Below are 19,022 nucleotides of genomic sequence, written 5' to 3'. Positions count from 1 at the left end.
GTCTAGCATGTCCGCCACCATCTTCACCAATGCCCGCATCCTCGATGGCCGTGTCGATGGCGGGGTCGAGGGGCATGTCCTGGTGGAGGGCAACACGATCCGGGAGGTCTCCGACAAGCCGATCGCGAGCAGCACCGCACGTGTCGTGGACCTCAAGGGCCGCACCCTGATGCCGGGGCTGATCGATGCCCATGTGCATGTGATCGCGAGCGAGGTGAACCTGGCCCGCCACGCGCTGCTGCCGGATGCCGTGGTGGCCTTCCGTGCCTCCAAGATCATGCACGCCATGCTGATGCGCGGCTTCACCACCATCCGCGACCTCGGCGGTGCCACCCAGGGCCTGCGCCAGGCGCGGGAGGAAGGGCATTTCGACGCGCCGCGCATGGTGCTCTGCGGCAAGGCGATCAGCGCGACGGGCGGCCACAGCGATGGCCGCGGTCGCTATGACAGCCGCGACATGGCCTATCTGGAAGCGCGCCTCGGCTGCCTCGGCCGCATCGCCGATGGCGTGGACGCCGTGCGGCGCGTGTGCCGGGAGGAGATCAAGGGCGGCGCTGACTACATCAAGATCATGGCCAATGGCGGCGTCGCCAGCCCCACCGACCCCATCGCCTTCCTCGGCTACTCGAAGGACGAGATCCGCGCCGCGGTGGAGGAGGCGGAGATGGCGCAGACCTACGTCGCGGCCCACCTCTACACCGACCAGGCGATCGACCGCGCCGTGGAATGCGGCGTGCTCTCGCTGGAACACTGCAACCTGATCGAGGAGAAGACGGCGAAGAAGGCCGCCGAGGCCGGCGCCATCGCCTGCCCGACCCTCGTCACCTACGAATACCTGAAGATCGAGGGCGCCTCCCTCGGCCTCGGCGCGGAGAGCGTCGCCAAGATCGACACGGTGCGGCTGGCGGGGCTGGAGAGCCTGGAGAAGATGCAGCGCGCGGGCCTGACCATGGCCTTCGGCACGGACCTGCTGGGCGAGATGCATCGGCACCAGTCGGAGGAATTCGTCATCCGCGGCCGGGTGCTACCGGCGATGGAGGTCATCCGCTCCACCACCGTCCACGCCGCGAAGCTGCTGCGCATGGAAGGGAAGATCGGCACCATCGCCCCCGGCGCCTTCGCCGATCTGGTGGTGGTGGAGGGCGATCCGCTGGCCGACCTCTCGCTGCTGACGGGGCAGGGCAGGCACCTCTCCGCCATCATGCAGGATGGGCGTTTCATCAAGGACCAACTCGCGGCATGATCGATCCGGAGGCCCGCTTCCCGCACGCCCCGCTGCCCTTCAGGCCCAGGCTCACCTGGCCGGGGGGCGCGCGGCTCGCGGTCTGGGTCTGTCCGAACATCGAGCATTACGAATTCATGCCGGCGCAGCAGGGCAGCCCGCGCGATCCCTGGCCGCGCACGCCGCATCCCGATGTGCTGTCCTATTCGCTGAAGGATTACGGCAATCGCGCCGGCGTCTGGCGGATGATGGAGGTGCTTGACCACCACGGCATCCGCGGCAGCGTGAGTTTCTCGATGAGCGTGGGGGAGATGTTCCCCCAGGTGCTGGACGGCATGCTGAAGCGGGACTGGGACGTCTTCAGCCACGGCCTCTACAACACCCGCTACCACTGGAACCTCAGCGAGGACGCCGAGCGCGCGGAAATCCAGGCGAGCGTGGAAGCCTGGCGGCGGATGACGGGCCGGCAGCTGCGCGGCTGGTTCTCCCCGGCAGCGTCGAACACCCTGGTGACGCCCGACTTGGTGGCGGAGGCGGGCATCTCCTACATCACCGACTTCTACCATGACGACCAGCCGACCCCCCTGCGAGTGCGGTCGGGCCGGCTCGTCTCCATCCCCTACCAGATGGACCTCAATGACGCCGTGATGATCGGCGCCGCGGCCAATGAGGGCGAGGACTTTCTTCGGACTGCCGTGGACATGTTCGACACGCTCTACGCGGAGGGCGAGGCGCAGCCGCGGGTGATGTGCGTGGCGTTGCACCCCTACCTCATGGGGCGGCCGCATCGGATCGGCTACCTCGATAAGGTCCTGGCGTATATGCGGAAGCATGAGGGCGTGTGGTTCGCGACGGGCGCGGAGATGGCGGACTGGTACCTGGACCACCATTACGACGCGGCGATGCGATGATCCTGAAGCCAGGCATGGATCACGACATCCACGCCTTCTCCGCGCAGCCCTGGCGGCCGGAGCGGGCCTGGCGGAGCGGCCGGAAGCTCGCCGTCTACCTCCTGCTGCATGTCGAGCATACCGAGATCGCGCCGCCGCCCGGCACGCATCGGGACCCGCGCTTCCGCGGCGCCTTCTTCAGCGGGACGCCGGACTGGACGGCCTATACGCTGCGGGACTACGGCAACCGTATCGGCGTCTGGCGCATCATCGATGTGCTGGACCGGCTCAAGCTGCCGGCCAGCGTCGCCGTGAACCTGATGGCGGCGCGGCGGCATCCGGAACTGGTGGCCGCCTGCCGCGAGCGAGGGTTCGAGCCGGTGGCGCATGGCTTCTCCGCCAGCCGCATGCCGACCGCGCGGATGACCGAGGCCGAGGAGCGTGCCGCCATCCTGGAAGCCCGGGACGGCCTTGCCGCCATCTGGTCAGGCGCGACGGGCTGGCTCGGCCAGGATCATGGCGCCACGGCCAACACCACGCGGCTGCTGGCGGAGGCCGGCTTCGCCTATGGCCTCGACTGGGCCAATGACGAGGAGCCCTACCGCCACGCCTCCGGCCTGCTGGCCCTGCCGCCGCCCGGCGAATGGGACGACGTCCAGACCCTGATGCTGCGCCGCGTGCCCGTGCCGCGCTGGCCGGGCCTGGTGCGGGATGCGGTGGAGCGCCTGGTGGCGGAGCCGCGTGGCGGGCGCGTGCTGGGGATCGGCATCCACCCCTGGGTCATGGGCGCGCCGCACCGTATACGGTACCTGACCGACTCGCTGGAGTGGCTCGCGGCGCGCGACGATATCGAGGTCACGACCGCCGGGGCGCTGGCCGCCGAGTGGAGTTAGATGAACTGCCCGCGCAGGAAACCCAGCGCGGGCAGCGGGCTCCACTTCTTCGGTAAATCGGCCCGGCGGATCGGTGCCACGCTGTAATGCGGCACCGGCTGCTGCGACCGTCTCAGAAAATCCTCATAGGCCGAGACCTGCTGCGCACGCCAAGCCCGGTCCTCCAGCGCCGCGTTGCGGTTCCGGTACACATTGGCGACGCGGCTCTTCCGCCCGGCGGTGGCGATCACCGCCCAGAGCGTGTCGTCATCGCCGCTGCCGACGGAGATGATGGCTTTCACTCCTCCTGAATCGCGCACCCCGCCCGCTTCGGTCAAGCGCGGCGTGCATCACGCCCCTTTGCCCGGTCGCCCTGCCGTGGGATCACAGCACCAAAGCCTGCCACGAGGAGAGGAGTCCGCATGATCGACCTCTACACCTGGAACACGCCGAACGGCCGCAAGATCTCGGTCGCGCTGGAGGAGATGGGCCTGCCCTACAAGGTCCACACCGTGAACATCTCGAAGAACGAGCAGTTCGAGCCCGCCTTCCTGGCCATCTCCCCCAACAATCGCATCCCTGCCATCGTCGATCCTGATGGCCCCGGCGGCGCGCCGATCAGCGTCTTCGAGTCGGGCGCGATCCTCCTCTACCTCGCGGAGAAGACGGGGAAGTTCATGCCGGCCGACCCGCGCGGGAAGGTGGCCGTGACGGAATGGCTGATGTGGCAGATGGGCGGCTTCGGCCCCATGCCCGGCCAGGTCCATCACTTCCTGATGCAGCCGGAGGGCCCGGCGCGGGACTACGGCTTCAAGCGCTACCACACGGAGACGAAGCGACTCTACGGCGTGCTGGAGAAGCGCCTGGCGGGGCGGGACTTCGTGGCGACGGAGGGCGAGCCCTCCATCGCCGATTTCGCCATCCTGGGCTGGGCCTGGCGGCATGAGCGGCACGAGGTGCCGTTCGGTGACCTGCCGAACGTCGCCGCCTGGTACGCCCGCATGATGGCCCGCCCCGCGACGGCGCGGGGTTTCGAGGTGGCGCTTTCCTGACCCGGACCGGCGGGGGTGCGCTTGTGCCCCCGCTCCACTGCCGCTATGAGAACCCTCGCATACGTCGTGCAACTTCAACACCCTTGAGGAGGGGTGGCCGAGTGGCTGAAGGCGACGGTTTGCTAAACCGTTATAGGGGTAAAACCCTATCGAGGGTTCGAATCCCTTCCCCTCCTCCATTTTCAATGACTTAGCTGTCCCAGCCGAGGGGCAGGTGCAACGGTTTGCAGGCCACTGTGCCGGTCTTTGTGCCGACCCCCGGCTCGACAGTGAATCCGTTGCGCAGTCGTTGGACCCGACGCGGTGCGACCAGGTGATGCAGCCCGTTGTGGTACCGCATCGGCGTACTCAGCCCGCGATGCTGCCACGCTCAACCAAGGGTGGCAGGGAGCCGAATCGGCTACGATTGCGTCCCTAGCGCACTATCGGTTCACCCCGAATCTCGGCTCGGGTAACGACGTCGGGAATGGCGCCGGCCTTGCGCCAGGTGGTTCCGATGGTTCGCTTCTCTGCTGCGCGCAGCAGGCGCTTCTAGGCTTCGCGCCGGGGAAGCCGCAGGCCGTCCAGGAAGATGTCGACCAGGCGCAGGACCTGCGCCTGCCAGCCGGGCCCATCCTGCAGGTAGGACAGCCCGATCACCGCCCGCAACAGGTCGTCCGGCGTGACGTCGTCCCGCACCTCGCCGGCTTCCGCCGCGGGGCGCAGCAGCGTGCCGATCGCGTCCTGCAGCCGGCCGCTGGTATAGCTCATCAGCTCCGGCGGCTTGTGCGCGGCCAGCGCCAGCGCCGCCACCATCCCCTTCTTCGTCGCGACGAAGGCGATCAGCGATCCGAACCAGCGCCGCAGCCCCTCCAGCGGCGGCAGGGTGCCGGCGAGCGCCGCAGCCAGCTCCGCCAGCTGCTCCACCTCCCGCCGGTAGACGGCCTCGTACAGCGCCTCCCGCGTCGGGAAATGGCGGTAGAGCGTGCCGATCCCCACCCCCGCCTGCCGGGCCACCGCCTCCAGCCCTGCCTCGGTGCCGCCCTGGCTGAAGACGACCTTGGCCGCCTCCAACACGCGTTCGCGATTCCGGATCGCGTCCGCCCGGGGCTTACGCTCGGTCCTGCCCTGCTCCTCGGTCATCGCCGGCCACGATCTCCCCACACAAAAAGCGGAGGCATCCTCCGTTTATGCCTTGCAAGCGGAGGGCGCCTCCGTATATCACGCCCCGACGACGCGATGGCCAGTCCCCATCAACCCATCGCATCCCGCCGCCACCCACCCTAGGGGCGCGCGGGCAGGCCGCCTATCCGCCCCAAGCCGCCATCGGAGGCTCCGCATGAGCTTGTCGGTCACCCTCACCATCAACCATGTGCCGAGGACCATCGACCTCGACGATCCCCGCGTCACGCTGCTCGACCTGCTGCGGGAGCGCCTCAACCTCACCGGCACCAAGAAGGGCTGCGACCGCGGCCAGTGCGGTGCCTGCACCATCCTGCTCGATGGCCGCCGCGTGAATGCCTGCCTGGCGCTGGCGATCAGCCATGACGGGGCGGAGGTCCTGACCATCGAGGGCCTGGCCCAGGGCGACACGCTGCATCCCGTTCAGGCCGCCTTCATCGCGCATGACGCGCTGCAATGCGGCTTCTGCACCCCCGGCCAGATCATGAGCGCGGTCGGCCTGATCGGGGAGGGCCAGGCCGGCACCGACCCCGAGCGGGTGCGGGAAGGCATGAGCGGCAATCTCTGCCGCTGCGCCGCCTATCGCGGCATCACGGAGGCGGTGGTGGAGGCAACCCAGGCCATGACGACGCAGCAGGAGGCCGCATGAACCGCTTCGACTATGTCCGCCCCCGCACGGTCGCCGAGGCCGTCGCCGCGGGCGCCGAGCCCGGCAGCGCCTTCCTCGCCGCGGGCACCAACCTGCTCGACCTCATGAAGATCGGCGTGGCACGGCCCGCGCGGCTGGTCGACCTGAACCACCTGCCCGGGCTCTCGTCCATCGAGGCCCTGCCGGATGGCGGGCTTCGCATCGGCGCGCAGATCCGCAACGCCGACCTGGCCCATCACGCACAGGTCGTGCGCCGCTTCCCCGCGGTGGCGGAGGCGCTGCTCTCCGGCGCCTCCGCGCAGCTGCGCAATGCGGCGACGGTCGGCGGCAACCTGCTGCAGCGGACCCGCTGCTCGTATTTCCAGGACACCGCCAGCGCCTGCAACAAGCGCGCCCCCGGCAGCGGCTGCGACGCCCGCGGCGGCGACAACCGCCTGCATGCCGTGCTGGGCTGGAGCGAGTCCTGCATCGCGACGAACCCCTCCGATTTCTGCGTGGCCCTGGCCGCCTTCGACGCGGTGGTGGAGATCGAGGGACCGGCCGGCCGGCGCGAGATCCCGCTGCGGGATTTTCATCGGTTGCCCGGCAGCACACCCGACCGGGAGACCGATCTCGCACCCGGCGAGTTGATCGTCGCGCTGCGCCTGCCGGGCGAGGCCGCCGGCTTCGCCCCGCATAGCCGCTACGTGAAGCTGCGGGAGCGCACCTCCTACGCCTTCGCCGTCGTCTCCGCCGCGGCCGGTCTGCGGATCGAGGATGGCCGCATCGCCGCGGCGCGGCTCGCGCTCGGCGGCGTCGCCGCGAAGCCCTGGCGCGCGACAGCGGCGGAAGCCGCGCTGGTCGGCGCCGCGCCCGGCGCCGACGCCTTCCGCGCCGCAGCCGGGCTTGCGCTCGCCGAGGCCAAGCCTTCCGGCGACAACGCCTTCAAGATCGAACTGGCACGCCGCATCGCGGTCCGCGCCCTGATCCTCGCCGCCGCCGGCACGCCCGCGCGGCTGCCGGCGCTGCCGGCATCCCCCTTCGCCCCGATCCCGGGAGGCCTGCATGGTTGAGGTCCACCGCCTGCGACACGGCTCCAACGCCGGCCAGCCCATCACCCGCCGTGACGGCCTGCTGAAGGTGACGGGCATGGCGCGCTACGCCGCCGACAACCACCCGCCGGGGATGCTGCACGCCGTCATCGCGGCCGCCCGCATCGCCCGCGGCCGCGTCGCCGCGCTGGATGTGGCGGCGGCGCGCGCCCATCCTGGCGTGGTGCAGGTGATGACGCCCGGGAACCGCCCGGCGCTCGCCCTGCATCCCGACGACAAATCCGTTCCCTTCTCCTTCCGCATGGACCTGCTGCAGGACGACCGCGTCCGCTACGCCGGCCAGCCCATCGCGGTGGTGATCGCGGAGACGCTGGAAGCCGCGACCGAAGGCGCCGCCCTCCTCGCGCCCCGCTACGAGGCGGAGGCGGTGGAGGTCACGCTCGATGCCCCTGGCGCCTTCGTGCCGGAGGCCGTCGGCGTCGGCGCGCCGCCCGAGGAGCACCATGGCGACATGGCCGCAGGCCTGGCCGCGGCCACGCGACGCATCGAGGCGACCTACGAGACGCCCATGCAGTTCCACAACGCGATGGAGCCGCATGGCGTCGTCGCTGCCTGGGACGGCGATGCGCTGTCGCTCGACATGCCGACCCAGGGCTTCGCGCTGACGCAGATGCGCCTGGCCGCGATGTTCGGCATCCCCGCGGAGGGCATCCATATCCGCAGCCCCTTCCTCGGCGGCGGCTTCGGATCGAAGCTGCTGACCGGGCCGCAGGTGCTCGGCATTCTCGCCGCGCGGCTGGTCGGGCAGCCGGTGAAGCTGGTGCTGACGCGGGCGCAGATGTACGGCCCGGTGACGCATCGCGCGCCGACGCGGCAGACGCTCCGCCTCGGCGCCGCGGCGGATGGCGCGCTCACCGCCCTCCATCACCACGTCCGCACGGCCACGAGCCGCTTCGACGATTTCATCGAACCCGCCGCCGGTGCCAGCCACACGCTCTACGCCGCGCCCGCCATCGCCACGAGCTATGAGGCGCTGCGGCTCGACACCGGCACGCCCGGCTTCATGCGCGCCCCCGGCGAGGCCAGCGGCAGCCTGGCGCTGGAAGTCGCGATGGATGAGATGGCGCAGGCCTGCGGCATGGACCCGCTGGACTTCCGCCTGCGCAACTACGCGGAGGTGGAGCCCATCTCCGGCAAGCCCTTCTCCTCCAAGGCGCTGCGGGACTGCTACGCCGAGGGCGCCGCGCGCTTCGGCTGGGCGGGCCGGCCCCTGGCGCCGCGCAGCATGAGGGATGCGGAAGGGCGCCTCGTCGGCTGGGGAATCGGCACCGCGACCTTCCCGGCCATGATGTTCCAGGCCGAGGCCCGCGCCGAGATCCGGCGTGACGGCACGGGCCTGGTCGAAACCGGCGCGCATGACATGGGGCAGGGGGCCTGGACAGCCTTCGCCCAGATCGCGGCGGAGAGCCTCGGTCTCGATATCGGCCAGGTGGAGTTCCGCTCCGGCCGCTCCGACCTGCCGAGCGCCGGCATCGCGGGTGGCTCCGCCCATACCGCGACCGCGGGCAGCGCGATCCAGGCCGCCGGCGAACAGGCCATCGCGCGGCTCGCGGAACTGGCGCTGGCCGATCCGCGCTCGCCGCTGTTCGGCGCCGACAATATCGGCGTCGTCGCGCGCGGCGGCCGGCTGGTGCGCTGGGACGACGAGAGCCGCAGAGACAGCTTCGCCGACATCCTCGACCGCGCGGGGCTCGAGAGCGTGGAAGGCCGCGGCAACGCGAGCGCCGATGCCGAAGCCGCGTCGCGCTACGCCATGCATTCCCATGGTGCGGTCTTCGCGGAGGTGACGGTGGACCCCGATCTCGGCCAGCTGCGCGTCACGCGGCTGGTCGGCGCCTTCGCCGCGGGCCGGATCATCAACCCGCGCCTGGTGAAGAGCCAGTACTATGGCGGCATGATCTGGGGCGTGTCCTTCGCGCTGCACGAACGCGCCGCGCTCGACCACCGCAGCGGCCGCGTTATGAACGCCGACCTCGGCGAGTACCATGTGCCGGTCAACGCCGACATTCCCTCGATCGAGGCCATCCTGGTCGAGGAGGAGGACCCGCATGTGAATGCGCTGGGCGTGAAAGGCGTGGGCGAGATCGGCATCACCGGCACCGCCGGCGCCGTCGCGAACGCGATCTGGCACGCGACGGGGGTGCGGGTGCGCCGCTTCCCGGTGGCGATCGAGGCGCTGATGGGCTGAGAGGCGGCGGCGCGGGTAGCCGGATCGACGCGGCTGGTCTGGCGGTCCACCCGCCGCGTCGAGAGCTTCACCATGGCGGCAACGGGCTGCGGCGCCTCGAGGCCGGCGAGGGCCCTTGCGCGGGGCCGTGCCATTTCTCCTGGTCATTCAGCCTGTGCACGACCAGCCCGCGGCCCAGCGGCATGATGGCGACCGGGCCTTCGCGCCGGGCGATGACGAGGCGGGCGGGCACGACCTTGCGCGACTTGCCGATCGCCTCCAGGCCGCCATCATCGCCACCGCACGGCGGCCCGTCGTCCCGCTCAATGCCGATGGCTGCGCATGCCGGGACCGTGCGGGTGATCGGGATTGAAGCCGTGGGTGGATCGCTCGGAGGGCGGCGGAAGCGGGTAGGAGCCTGCAGGGTACAGCGCGCCATGCAGGCCCGTGTAGCAACTGGCGAAGACAACCAGCGCCAGCCCAAGCCCCAGGGGAATGCCGGGAAGGGGCTGGCGGATCGCCTCCTGCCACCGGGCCAAGGGGGTGGGTTGGCGGTCCTGCTCGGCCACCACCGCCGCCAGGATGGCCATGATGAGGCCGTGACCGATCAGGTCGATCCGGCCGAAGGGCAGGACGGCCGCGCTGAAGGTCACCAGCAAGGCGGCCCCGGACAACCGCCGGATCAGGGGCGTCCACACAAGGCCGAAGCCGAGGGTGAATTCGGCAACACCCGCCATGGGTATGAAGGCATCGCGCGGCAGTCCCAGGGTCAGGAACGGCTTCTCATCAACGAGCGGATGGAACCAGTCGGGATAGGCGAATTTCTCCAGGCTGGACCACATCAGGGCGATCGCCAGGCCCCAGCGCAGCACCTCGAAGCGATGCGCGCGCCACGCCTCCTGGCGGGACGCGGCGAGCACCAGATAGGCGGCCGTCGCCAGCCCGAGCGCCAGGTAGTCGAGCAGATGGAAGAGCCCGTAATCGCGCACCGCCAATACCCAGAGAGCGACGATGCCAGCGGCCGAAAGCGGCATGGTGCGACGGAAGAACACGCCGGCGGCGATCAGCAGCTGGATCCAGGAAACCCATTCATGCGGCGTCTTCAGGTCCGGCGTCAGGTAGATGCCGCCGACGGCGAAGATCGCGACGAAGAAGGCGCCGATGATGGCGCGCACATAGGCGTCGAGCCGCCGCCAGAGCGGTGCCGTGATGCGGTCCAGCAGGCCGAGGGCCGGTGCGCCGAACCGGCTGATCTCCACCATCCGCGCGGCGAGGAAGAAGAACAGCACAAGGGCGCAGCCAAGCCAGAACCAGCCATCCTCGAGCGTTGCCGCGATCGGCCTTTGAGGCGCGGCGACGATGTAGGGGGCGAACCATTTGACATGGGCCTGTGCCGGTCGCGTGCCGAGCAGCAGCGCGAGGGACAGGGCGGTGCAGCAGCCCGCGACAAGCCGGGCAGCCATCGAGGCCATGGGGGAGGATCGGGGTCGTCTCATCTGAACACTCCATTCGACGCTGCGGCTCGTTGTGCAGGCGCCAGATCCGTGCCGCGCATCCGCGCGCCTGGACCCGCGGCGGAGGGCGCCACCGGCAGAGGCGATGGCGCTTTCCACCGGCACCGGCGCGCGGCCTGGCCGGTTGAACCGCGGGGCCGGCCGGGCATCCGATGGCCAGCCCCGCGGGACGTCACCGCAGCGCCGCTGCCTCAGCGCACCAGCGAGTGGTCGATGACGTGGACCACACCGTTCGAGCAGAGGATGTCCGAGCGCAGGACGGTCGCGGTGACACCGTTCGCGGTCAGCGTCACCTTGCCGCCGATGTTGGACAGGGTGATTGACGTGCCGGCGCGGCTGCGCGTCGTCACCGTCGCGCCGGACGCGAGCGCCGCGGAGGTGTAGCGGCCTTCCAGGACATGCGCGTTCACCGCTGCCGGGCCGAGCACCGGGTCGGCGGAAGCGCCGCCATCACCGGAGGAAGGGAACAGGATCGGCTGCAGGGCCGGCCGGACGGCATCGATCGCCGCGTTGGTCGGCACGAAGACCGTGAAGGGGCCGGCCTCGCGCAGATCCTGCGCGACATGGACGCGGGAGGCGACGCCGACGAAGCGCGAGGCCTCCTGCAGCCGCGCCATCGTGTCGATGCAGTTGGTGGTCTGCGCCACGGCACCCTGCGTGCCGATGGCGCCGGCGAGGAAGACGGCTGCGCCGAGGGTGGTGCGGCGAGCGAAGCGGAAGGCGGTCATGGAATGGACTCCGTGTTGGATGGTGGGAGAGTTTGGCCCGCGGCACGTTGCCGTTCCTGGCAGCGGCCGCGGTCGCCAGGAGGGTTGCTCGCGGCGTGGGGAGAACATGCCGCCGCGCGTCTCACGCGGCTTGCATGGCCGCTTGGTTCTTTGACAGGGTTGCTGTGCCATTCGGCGTTTCCGTCGTGGCGGGACGACGATGCTGGCGGCGCCAGGCATTCGGCGTCGTGCCCGTCGCGCGGCGGAACACGCGCGACAGGTGCGCCTGGTCGAACAGGCCGCAATCCAGCGCGATCTGCGCCAGTGAGGCCTCCGTGGTCAGCATCAGGCGCTGGGCGCATTCCAGCCTGCGATGCAGGACGTAGGAATGCGGCGTGCGGCCGAAGCTCACCTTGAAGGCGCGGCAGAAATGCGCCGGGCTCAGCCGCGCGATGGCGGCCAGGACCGGGATGCCGAGCGCGTCCTGCAGATGCGTGTCGATGTAGTGCGTCAGCCGACGCATCTGCCATGGTGCGAGGCCGCCCCGCAGCGCCGGCTGCTGTGCGCCGGCCGACAGCAGTGCCGTCGCATCGGCCAGCATGACGAGCGCCGCCGCGTGGTGTTCCCGCAGCAGCCGCGCGTCGCCGTCGCGCAGTTGCGCGATCGCCTCGGCAAGAAGGTGGAAGGGTCGTGTCCCGGCCGGCATGGGCTGTTCCCCGGCCTGGGGCCCGGCCGCGTCGGGTAAGCCGTCGTCCCGGACGGCCTGCAAGCAGGTCGCCATCATCGTCCTCATCCCTGTGGTGATGGCCGGGACTGTAGAGAGGCGCGCCGGCCGCCGGACGGGTGAGGAGGTGAGACGGCGGCCGTCTCACGGTGAGCGGCGACGTGCGGTTCAGCGGGCTGCGCGCGGGCGCCGCTGGCTCACCCTGTGTGCCCGGCAACTCACTGCCGCCGCGGCGCTCAGCGGCGCTAGCCTTCCGACCCCGATGCGGGCGCAACCACGCGGCTCGCATCGCGACAGCCGGAACAGATGCGACTCATGGCGACGCGTGGCACGCTCAACCGCATACGTGCGCTCCATCGGGCCTGGAATGACCGACGATGGCAGGACTACGCGGCCCTCCTTGCGGAGGACTGCATCACGCATGTCTCCGGCATCCCGGCGCCGCAGGGAAAGGCGGAGCAACTGGCCTGGGCGCAATCCTTCTGCGCCGCTTTCCCGGATTGTCGCATCGTCACCGACGGCTATCTGCAGCTTTTCGCCAGCCACGACGGTGCGCGCAGCGTCGCCGTGACGCGCCTGGTGGGCCACGCGGTCTGCCGTCCACCGCTGCTCGACGGCATGCTGCTGGAGCCGTTCCGCCGCGGCTTCGACGTGACGCTGACCGTCATCGCGCATTGGCGGGATGGCAAGGTCGTGGTGCAGCACAGCCACCTCGATACCGAGACGATGCGCCGTCAGCTCCGCGTGGTCCCGGACCCGCTTGCGGGTGGCGCTGCGCCCAGCCCTCCGCCCCCGGATGGAATGACCTGAACGCCTGGCTCCATCCCGGCGCGCGCTGCCCTCAGCGCGCCTGTCCAGCGGGTCCTGGCGCCGCGGCGGCGTCGTGCCGGCCGGCAGCGTCGCGCACCACGGCCACCAGCGCCTCGAAGGTGGGCATCCCGCGCAGCGGGTCGAAGCGCCGGTCGGTCCGCAGCCAGGCGCGGGACAGGTCCTCCCGCGCCACGCAGGCGGCCAGTGCGTCGATCGCCTCCGCCTTGCGATCGAGCGCCATGGCGAGGGTCGCGCGCGCGAAGGCGGAGGCCGGGCGTTCCGGCGTGGCAGAGGGCCCGGCCGCCGGCGAGGGATCACCCAGCCGGGCGGCGATCTCGGCGGCGCCGAGGGCGAGGTCCGGCAGGTCGGCCAGCTCATCCGCGATCTCGGCCACGACCTCGCGCGCCGCCTCCGGGGCGCCTGTCTCCAGCAGGGCGAGGGCGCCGTAGTAGCGCGCCTCCGCCGCGGCGCGGATGCGTGGCGCGCGGCCAAAGCGCTCGGCAAGCGCGGCGAATTGTCGTCCCTGGAAGAAGCTGATGGCCTCCGCGATGTCCTGGTGGGCGGAGATGGGCTCCAGCGTCCGGGCGATGCGGAGCTGCCGGGCCGCGCCCTCCGGCTCGCGCTGCAGCAGGAGCAGGGCGACGCCACGGATGCGGGCGGCGCGCGCGGTCGCGCCAAGCTGTTCGGAGCGCGCGAACCACGCTTCGGCACCCGCACGGTCGAAATCCATCCAGGCCGCAATGGTGCCGAGCGCGGCATGCGCCTCCGCCGAGGCGGGGTCGATCCTCAAGGCGTGGCGCACGGCCTCGCGCGCCATGCGCGCCGCCGTGGCGCGGTCGAGCAGACCGAGGCGATACAGGTCGCACGCGCAATCCGCGATCCCCGTATGGCCGCGCGCGAAATCCGGCGCCGTGCGCGCCACGCGCTCGAACAGCGTCATCGCCCTCCGCAACGCGGCGGGACGCTGGCTGTCCATCAGGCGCCGACCATGGCTGATGGCGGCCATCACCGGCACGGCGCCAGGCCGCGGCCGCAAGGCCTGGGCACGCACCTGGGACGTGTCGATGCCGAGGCGGCTCGTCAATGTCCGCGCGATCCGCTCCAGCACCTGTAGCTGATCGGCATCGGGCGTGTCGAACCGGTCGGACCAGAGGACGAAGCCCTGCACATCGGACAGCTCCGCGATCACGCGCAGGATGTCCCCATGCCGCCGGAGGCTGCCATGCAGCACGGCATCCACGCCAAGCTCCGCCGCCGCCGCCCGACCCGAATTGGCGCTTTCGCGGTAGCGCAGCACGGCTTCCCGCGGGGCCATGCGCAGCCCCTCCGTCTGTGACAGGATGAAGGCGATTTCGTCCGTGAGGCGATCGGCCAGGTCCTGCTCGGCCGGATCGCGCGACAGCGCGAGGAACGGCAGGACGGCGGCGGTCGCGCCATGCCCGGCCTCGAACATCGGCGCCGCGCCCGGAACCTTGGCGGCGGCCTCGAGGGCGGCAGGCGGCGTACGACGGGTGAAGACGGTCGCGTACTGCCCGGTTGGCACCGCGATCTCCACCGGATCCGCCTGGCCATCGCCGGCGAAGTAGTCGATCAGCTTGCGACGCAGCCGGCGCATCTCGACGCGGACGGTGGAGTCGATGCGCGGGTCATAGGCCGGCTCGCGCCCGTACAAGGCGTTGCCGATCACCACTTCCTTCAGCTGGCCGCCATGGCCCAGCAGGGTCTCCTCGACCAGGAAGCGCAGGAGTGCCGTCAGTCGGGCCGAGTCCTGGAAGTCCCGGCTCGCCTCGATGCGTCCGAGTTCGGCGAGAACCTCCTCGCGCGACACCTGGTCCGCCATCCCTCACGTCCGAGCCTGCATGACAGCCATCGCCCGCGCCCCATGGCCGACCGAATCCGGCACTTCAGGGGCGGACATACCGTTGGTTGTCGCAGCGTGTCCACCGCCAACCCAGGCGTGTTTTCTCGCTCACGCTCCCGCCGCTGCCCATCGACGATGCGATGGACGCGCGCGGTGATGCGCGGGTGGGCGTTTCGCGTGCCGCGCCTGGTCCGCGCCGTCAGGAGATGCCGGGCCATCGGGGCCCGATCGGAATGGCATGCCGCGGCCTGGGGTGGATGCGGCCGTTCGGTCCATCGCTGCCCTCCTCGCTCCCGCCCGAGCGTCGGGCCCATTGCCGACCCGGCGCGCCTCGGGTCATCGGCCCTCGCCATGCCGCCTGCTTCCTCGACCCCATCGGATCACCGGTAGCGAATGACGCTGCCGCTGCCGCTGCCGCTGCGACGTGCGAACGCGACGATGGCGCTGCGGGATGGCTTCTGCCGCAAGGTGACGTTGCTGGTCGCCCGGGCGTTGTCGAGCCCATAGGCGCGCACCGCGCCATCCGGCGTCATCCCGCGCGCGGCGAAGGCCAGGGGCGAGACGGCGCCGAAGCTGGGCATCGGATACAGCTCGCCTGCCTCGACGGTGGTCGCGGTCAGTTCCGGCTCCGCTGGCCGTTCGAGGATCCACTGCGCGGAACTGCCCCGCATGGGCGCCTCGCCATCCACCTCCACGGCCGTGAATTCGTTGGTCGAGCGATTGGCGAAGTGCAGCCGCACGCGGTCCGGCGCCACCATGGAGAGGTCGCAGTACACCGTGTCACCGGGCTTGACGGCGACGCCGTCCACATAGTGCTGGAAGCGTCGGCTTTTCGGCGTCCACCACTGCCACCACAGGCGCGTGGTGCCGCCTGCGGTCTGCTCGGTGCCGAGTTGCGGCATCGAATCCGCCCAGCGGCGCTTGCCGTCGAGACCGATCCAGATGCTGCAACGGTAGTCCAGCGTCGTCCGGTCCTCCGGCGCGCCCGCCGCGACGGCAGGCACGATCCAGGACGCCGCAACGCGGCTGAACCGGTCGCCGCGCGACGGAAAGCGCGTGAAGCCGGACCAGTTGGGGCTCGCGGGCAGGCGGCGCGCCTCGCGCGACCTGATCGGAAGGCTGAACAGCCGCATGCCCGCGGCGGCGGGTGGCGTCCCGCCCTTCGGCACATGGGGGCGGCTGTCATCCGCCACGAAGCGCAGGGGCGCGGCGAGCATCTCTCGCCAGAGCCTGTACAGCGCGGGCTCCCGGGCTGCATCCGGCATCGCCGGCAGCCCGAACTCCGGCAGGCGCAGCAGGTCCGCGGCCTTCTCCACCGGGTCGAAGCCGGCCGGCGGCATGGGCAGGGAGCGATGGCTCATGCCCATTCCCCCTGCGCGAGCTTGAGCGCGTCCGCGTAGGATTCGACGGAGCCGAGAAGTTCGAAGACCTTCGCTGCCAGCTCCAACCCGCCCGTCGTGTCGGATTTGTAGTGCAGGCCTGCGATCTCGCGGTTGCGCGCGATGCGGCCGGCAAGCGTGTGCAGGTAGGGCGCCAGCTTGGTGCGACGTTCGGCCGGCAGGGCCTGTTCGACGATGAGCGCCATCAGCATCGCCTGTGTCGCATGTCCGCTCGGGAAGGCGGGATGGCCAGGCACCTCGATGGCCGGCAGCAGCGCCGGATGGAGCTGGGAGGGGCGCGGGCGCTGCGGTTGGCTGCCCGGAGCGTTCTTGAAATGCATGGCGGTCAGCAGGCCGATGAGGCCCGCGACATGCATCAGTCCGCAGGTCCTGGGGTGGCTATTCGCCGATATCCGCAACAGGGCCATGAAGAAGGCCATGCAGTCCTCGTAGTCCTGGTTCTGCGCGACGATCTCGCCCATCGCGTCAGGTCGTTCGTCCTGCGCCGCACGGAAAAGGAGCTGCAGCTCGGCCGTCACCTCCGCGGCTGCGACCGGATAGGGCGTCAGCGTGATCGACTTCCATGCCGTCTGCGTGGCGAAGTCGCCCATGATCGCCCAGGCGAACCATCGCGCGCTCCAGTCCCGCGGGGTCCAGGTGACGGTGAGGTCGGGCGGCAGCACCTCCAGGTCGATCGCCGGGTCTTCCTTCCAGCCCCAGGCGCCGTCCTTGTCCTTGCGCCAGACCTGCGGCTTTTCCTTATCGAAGGGCAGGTCGATCCGGAACGCCAGCAGGCCGGCGCCGCCGCCGAGGCCATTGGCGCCCCGGTCACCCATGTCACCCATGTCGCCCATATTGGCCATCGGCCTTCTCCTTCTCTCGAATGCAGCGGTTACTCCGGCAGGCCCGCCTCCCGCAGTCGCGCGACGTGGATGGCGCGGATGCCAGGCTCGAACGGTGTCCGCGATGCGAAATGGCCCAGGCGGAAGCCGGGTTCTATCTGCATGACGCGCGCGGCGACGGCGCGCGCGGCTTCCTTCCGGCCGGTCGCCACCAGCGCGGCTGCCAGCGTCCGCAGGTTGGAGGTCAGCCTGGCGTTGCGCGCCACGGCCCGTCGGCCCCATTCCACCGCAGCCTCATGGTCGCCCGCCACGTAGTGTCCCTGCGAGATCATGTGCTCGATGAAGAAGGCGAAAGGGTCGAAGGGGGAGATGCGCAGGGCGCGTTCCGCATGCTCCACGGCCGTGGCACCGTCGCCGGTCCAGCCATGCGTCGCACTGCTCAGCACCCAGGCCATGGGGCAGCTCGGCCCGACCATGATGGCCCGGTCCAGGAACTGGCGTGCGCCGATGTAGTCGCGCCGCGTGAAGGACAGCACCTGGCCCTGGATCGCCAGCGCGACGGCGTCGTTGTGGTCGAGTTGCAGCGCCTGCGCCGAAAGCTGTGCGGCACCTTCGCGATCGGTTGCCGCTGCCGGCGTCCAGCCCTGGGCGGTCCGGAAGTTGTGCCAGGTGGCAAGATGCGAATAGGGCGCGGCGAAGCCGGGATCGAGCGCGATGGCCCGCCGCAGCATCTCCCCCGCCTGCTCGAACGGTGCGCGGTCAAGCTGGTACAGCAGGTCCAGCCCGCTCAGCAGCAGGTCGTAGGCGTTCAGGCTGTTGGGCGGCTTGCGCCGCGCCTTGGCGAGGTCATGCGCTTTGACGCTCGGTGCGATCGCGGCGACGATGGCGGCCGAGACCTCGTCCTGCAGGGCGAAGACTTCCGCCGGCGTCGCATCATGGCGGTGGGCACGCACCACGCGGCCCGTCGCCGTCTCCGACAGCTCGGCATAGACGCGCAGCTTCCCGCCGATGGCGCTGACATGGCCCTGCAGCGCGTAGCGTACCCGCAACTCGCGCCCGACCACGCGCGGATCGGCGACGCGCCCGGCATAGGCAAGCGTGCTGCCACGCGAGATCACGATGAGATCGCCGATGCCGGACAGCATCTGGATGATGCCTTCGGCCAGCCCGCTGGCCAGGAAAGATGCCTCCGCGCCCTCCGGCGCGACGGTGAAGGGCAGGACCGCGATCGAGGCCTGGCGTTCGGACGGCTCCTCCGGGACAGGAGCCGTAGTCCCCGAGGCCGGAGGCGGTTGCGCCGGCACCGGCGGCACCGCGCCGGCGCGCTTCAGCCGCTGCCGCAGCGCCTGCGTCTCGGCCGAGGGCTCGGCATCCAGCAGGCGGCGCAGGGTCTGCTCGCAGCGCGCATATTCGCGCAGCGCCTGCCCCATGTCCCCAAGCCTGCCGAGTTCGGCGATGATCAGCCGCCAGGCCCGCTCATGCGTCGGATCGAAAGCCAGCAGGTCCTTCGCGGCGGCGATGCGGCGCTCGGCTGATGCGTCGGTGCGGCAAAGCCGCTCGATCCTGGCCTCGAAGCCGTCGCGGAGCCTGTTCTCGATCCGGCTGCGCTCCTGCGCGAGCCAGTGGTCGAAGGACGCGCTGATGCCGTCCATCTCCTCCAGCAGCGCGCCGGCGGGACGCGGCCATTCCTCCGCTTCGCCCTGCATCGCCGCCTCGATCGCGGAAAGGTCGGTCCTGCAGCAGGATGCCCGCAGCAGGATGTCCTCGCGCCCCGCCTCGATCGCGGCATGGCCGCTGGGCGCGAGGACATCGACCAGCTCCGCCACCGCCTGGCGCAGGCTGTTGCGCGCCTGCTCGTCGGTCACGCGGTCCCACAACAGGCCGGCCACGCGGCTGCGGCGCACCGGCCGGCCGATGCTCAGCGACAGGATGGCCAGCAGCCCCTGGGTCTTGCGGGCGTTGGGCAGCAGGCTCTGGCCCGAAGCGCCATGGACGCGCAGCCGCCCGAGCAACGCGATCTGCAGCCCCGCTTCCGCCTGCACCGCGGCGGGTGTCGCCGATGCGATGGAAGCCGCCGGGCT

17 protein-coding genes and 1 tRNA gene are annotated in these 19,022 nt (G+C 70.8%); 9 read left to right on the top strand and 9 right to left on the bottom strand.

The features are described 5' to 3' along the window. Nucleotides 1-7: 7 nt before the first annotated feature. The 3 genes from G3576_RS01715 to G3576_RS01705 are packed head-to-tail and all read left to right on the top strand — an operon-like array spanning nucleotide 8 to nucleotide 3,005. A complete protein-coding gene (locus G3576_RS01715) occupies nucleotides 8-1,243 on the top strand; it encodes a metal-dependent hydrolase family protein (RefSeq protein WP_164692590.1) in 1,236 nt (411 codons plus the stop codon). Then, entirely contained in the window at nucleotides 1,240-2,133 is an 894-nt protein-coding gene (locus G3576_RS01710) for a polysaccharide deacetylase family protein (protein WP_164692589.1), read from the top strand. Before G3576_RS01715 ends, G3576_RS01710 begins: the two co-directional genes overlap by 4 nt. 14 nt (nucleotides 2,134-2,147) lie before the next feature. After that, nucleotides 2,148-3,005 (top strand): polysaccharide deacetylase family protein, encoded by an 858-nt coding sequence (locus G3576_RS01705; protein WP_164692588.1) that lies wholly within the window; start codon nucleotides 2,148-2,150, stop codon nucleotides 3,003-3,005. Here G3576_RS01705 and G3576_RS01700 read toward each other — a convergent pair. Further along, nucleotides 3,002-3,286 carry a hypothetical protein gene (locus G3576_RS01700; RefSeq protein WP_164692587.1) on the bottom strand — a complete coding sequence of 95 codons (285 nt, stop codon included), beginning with the start codon at nucleotides 3,284-3,286 and terminating at the stop codon, nucleotides 3,002-3,004. The two genes, G3576_RS01705 and G3576_RS01700, sit on opposite strands and share 4 nt — an antisense overlap. A 120-nt stretch (nucleotides 3,287-3,406) precedes the next feature. Here G3576_RS01700 and G3576_RS01695 point away from each other — a divergent pair, with 120 nt between their 5' ends. Both G3576_RS01695 and G3576_RS01690 read left to right on the top strand, forming a co-directional pair. Continuing rightward, nucleotides 3,407-4,036, top strand: a complete 630-nt coding sequence (locus tag G3576_RS01695) for a glutathione S-transferase family protein (RefSeq protein WP_164692586.1) — start codon at nucleotides 3,407-3,409, stop codon at nucleotides 4,034-4,036. Nucleotides 4,037-4,123: 87 nt separating this feature from the next. After that, nucleotides 4,124-4,215: transfer RNA gene (locus G3576_RS01690), tRNA-Ser, on the top strand. Nucleotides 4,216-4,567: 352 nt separating this feature from the next. On the opposite strand, the gene G3576_RS01685 is transcribed toward G3576_RS01690, so the two are convergent. Next, nucleotides 4,568-5,158 carry a TetR/AcrR family transcriptional regulator gene (locus G3576_RS01685; RefSeq protein WP_164692585.1) on the bottom strand — a complete coding sequence of 197 codons (591 nt, stop codon included), beginning with the start codon at nucleotides 5,156-5,158 and terminating at the stop codon, nucleotides 4,568-4,570. Nucleotides 5,159-5,354: 196 nt separating this feature from the next. Between G3576_RS01685 and G3576_RS01680 the strand changes: the two genes are divergently transcribed. Genes G3576_RS01680 through G3576_RS01670 form a run of 3 tightly spaced genes read left to right on the top strand, consistent with a single transcriptional unit; the run spans nucleotide 5,355 to nucleotide 9,125 of the window. Then, nucleotides 5,355-5,846: a (2Fe-2S)-binding protein gene (locus G3576_RS01680; protein ID WP_164692584.1), complete on the top strand. Its 492-nt coding sequence runs from the start codon at nucleotides 5,355-5,357 to the stop codon at nucleotides 5,844-5,846. Beyond that, nucleotides 5,843-6,898: an FAD binding domain-containing protein gene (locus tag G3576_RS01675; RefSeq protein WP_164692583.1), complete on the top strand. Its 1,056-nt coding sequence runs from the start codon at nucleotides 5,843-5,845 to the stop codon at nucleotides 6,896-6,898. The genes G3576_RS01680 and G3576_RS01675 overlap by 4 nt, the downstream gene beginning before the upstream one ends. Further along, nucleotides 6,891-9,125 carry a xanthine dehydrogenase family protein molybdopterin-binding subunit gene (locus tag G3576_RS01670; protein WP_164692582.1) on the top strand — a complete coding sequence of 745 codons (2,235 nt, stop codon included), beginning with the start codon at nucleotides 6,891-6,893 and terminating at the stop codon, nucleotides 9,123-9,125. Before G3576_RS01675 ends, G3576_RS01670 begins: the two co-directional genes overlap by 8 nt. A gap of 302 nt (nucleotides 9,126-9,427) precedes the next feature. On the opposite strand, the gene G3576_RS01665 is transcribed toward G3576_RS01670, so the two are convergent. The 3 genes from G3576_RS01665 to G3576_RS01655 form a co-directional block, all read right to left on the bottom strand. Continuing rightward, nucleotides 9,428-10,600 carry a hypothetical protein gene (locus G3576_RS01665; protein WP_207622603.1) on the bottom strand — a complete coding sequence of 391 codons (1,173 nt, stop codon included), beginning with the start codon at nucleotides 10,598-10,600 and terminating at the stop codon, nucleotides 9,428-9,430. Between the two features lie 209 nt (nucleotides 10,601-10,809). Next, nucleotides 10,810-11,346 (bottom strand): fasciclin domain-containing protein, encoded by a 537-nt coding sequence (locus G3576_RS01660; RefSeq protein WP_164692581.1) that lies wholly within the window; start codon nucleotides 11,344-11,346, stop codon nucleotides 10,810-10,812. Nucleotides 11,347-11,467: 121 nt separating this feature from the next. Then, entirely contained in the window at nucleotides 11,468-12,031 is a 564-nt protein-coding gene (locus G3576_RS01655; protein WP_164692580.1) for a helix-turn-helix domain-containing protein, read from the bottom strand. 333 nt (nucleotides 12,032-12,364) lie between these two features. On the opposite strand from G3576_RS01655, the gene G3576_RS01650 reads away from it, so the two are divergent. After that, a complete protein-coding gene (locus G3576_RS01650) occupies nucleotides 12,365-12,859 on the top strand; it encodes an ester cyclase (protein WP_164692579.1) in 495 nt (164 codons plus the stop codon). Nucleotides 12,860-12,890: 31 nt separating this feature from the next. Here the strand turns inward: G3576_RS01650 and G3576_RS01645 are convergent, their stop codons facing one another. The 4 genes from G3576_RS01645 to G3576_RS01630 all read right to left on the bottom strand — a co-directional run bounded on the left by G3576_RS01645 (nucleotide 12,891) and on the right by G3576_RS01630 (nucleotide 18,983). Further along, nucleotides 12,891-14,699, bottom strand: coding sequence for a hypothetical protein (locus G3576_RS01645; protein WP_164692578.1), 1,809 nt, complete (start codon nucleotides 14,697-14,699; stop codon nucleotides 12,891-12,893). A 401-nt stretch (nucleotides 14,700-15,100) separates the two neighbouring features. Next, complete coding sequence (locus G3576_RS01640) at nucleotides 15,101-16,081, bottom strand: G1 family glutamic endopeptidase (RefSeq protein ID WP_164692577.1); 981 nt, start codon at nucleotides 16,079-16,081, stop codon at nucleotides 15,101-15,103. Then, complete coding sequence (locus G3576_RS01635) at nucleotides 16,078-16,962, bottom strand: phosphatase PAP2 family protein (protein WP_164692576.1); 885 nt, start codon at nucleotides 16,960-16,962, stop codon at nucleotides 16,078-16,080. The genes G3576_RS01640 and G3576_RS01635 overlap by 4 nt, the downstream gene beginning before the upstream one ends. Before the next feature lie 29 nt (nucleotides 16,963-16,991). Further along, entirely contained in the window at nucleotides 16,992-18,983 is a 1,992-nt protein-coding gene (locus G3576_RS01630; RefSeq protein WP_164692575.1) for a BTAD domain-containing putative transcriptional regulator, read from the bottom strand. Nucleotides 18,984-19,022 lie beyond the last annotated feature (39 nt).

The organism is Falsiroseomonas algicola, from assembly GCF_011040385.1.
Lineage (GTDB): Bacteria > Pseudomonadota > Alphaproteobacteria > Acetobacterales > Acetobacteraceae > Falsiroseomonas > Falsiroseomonas algicola.
This window is presented reverse-complemented; position numbering and strand designations above follow the sequence as displayed.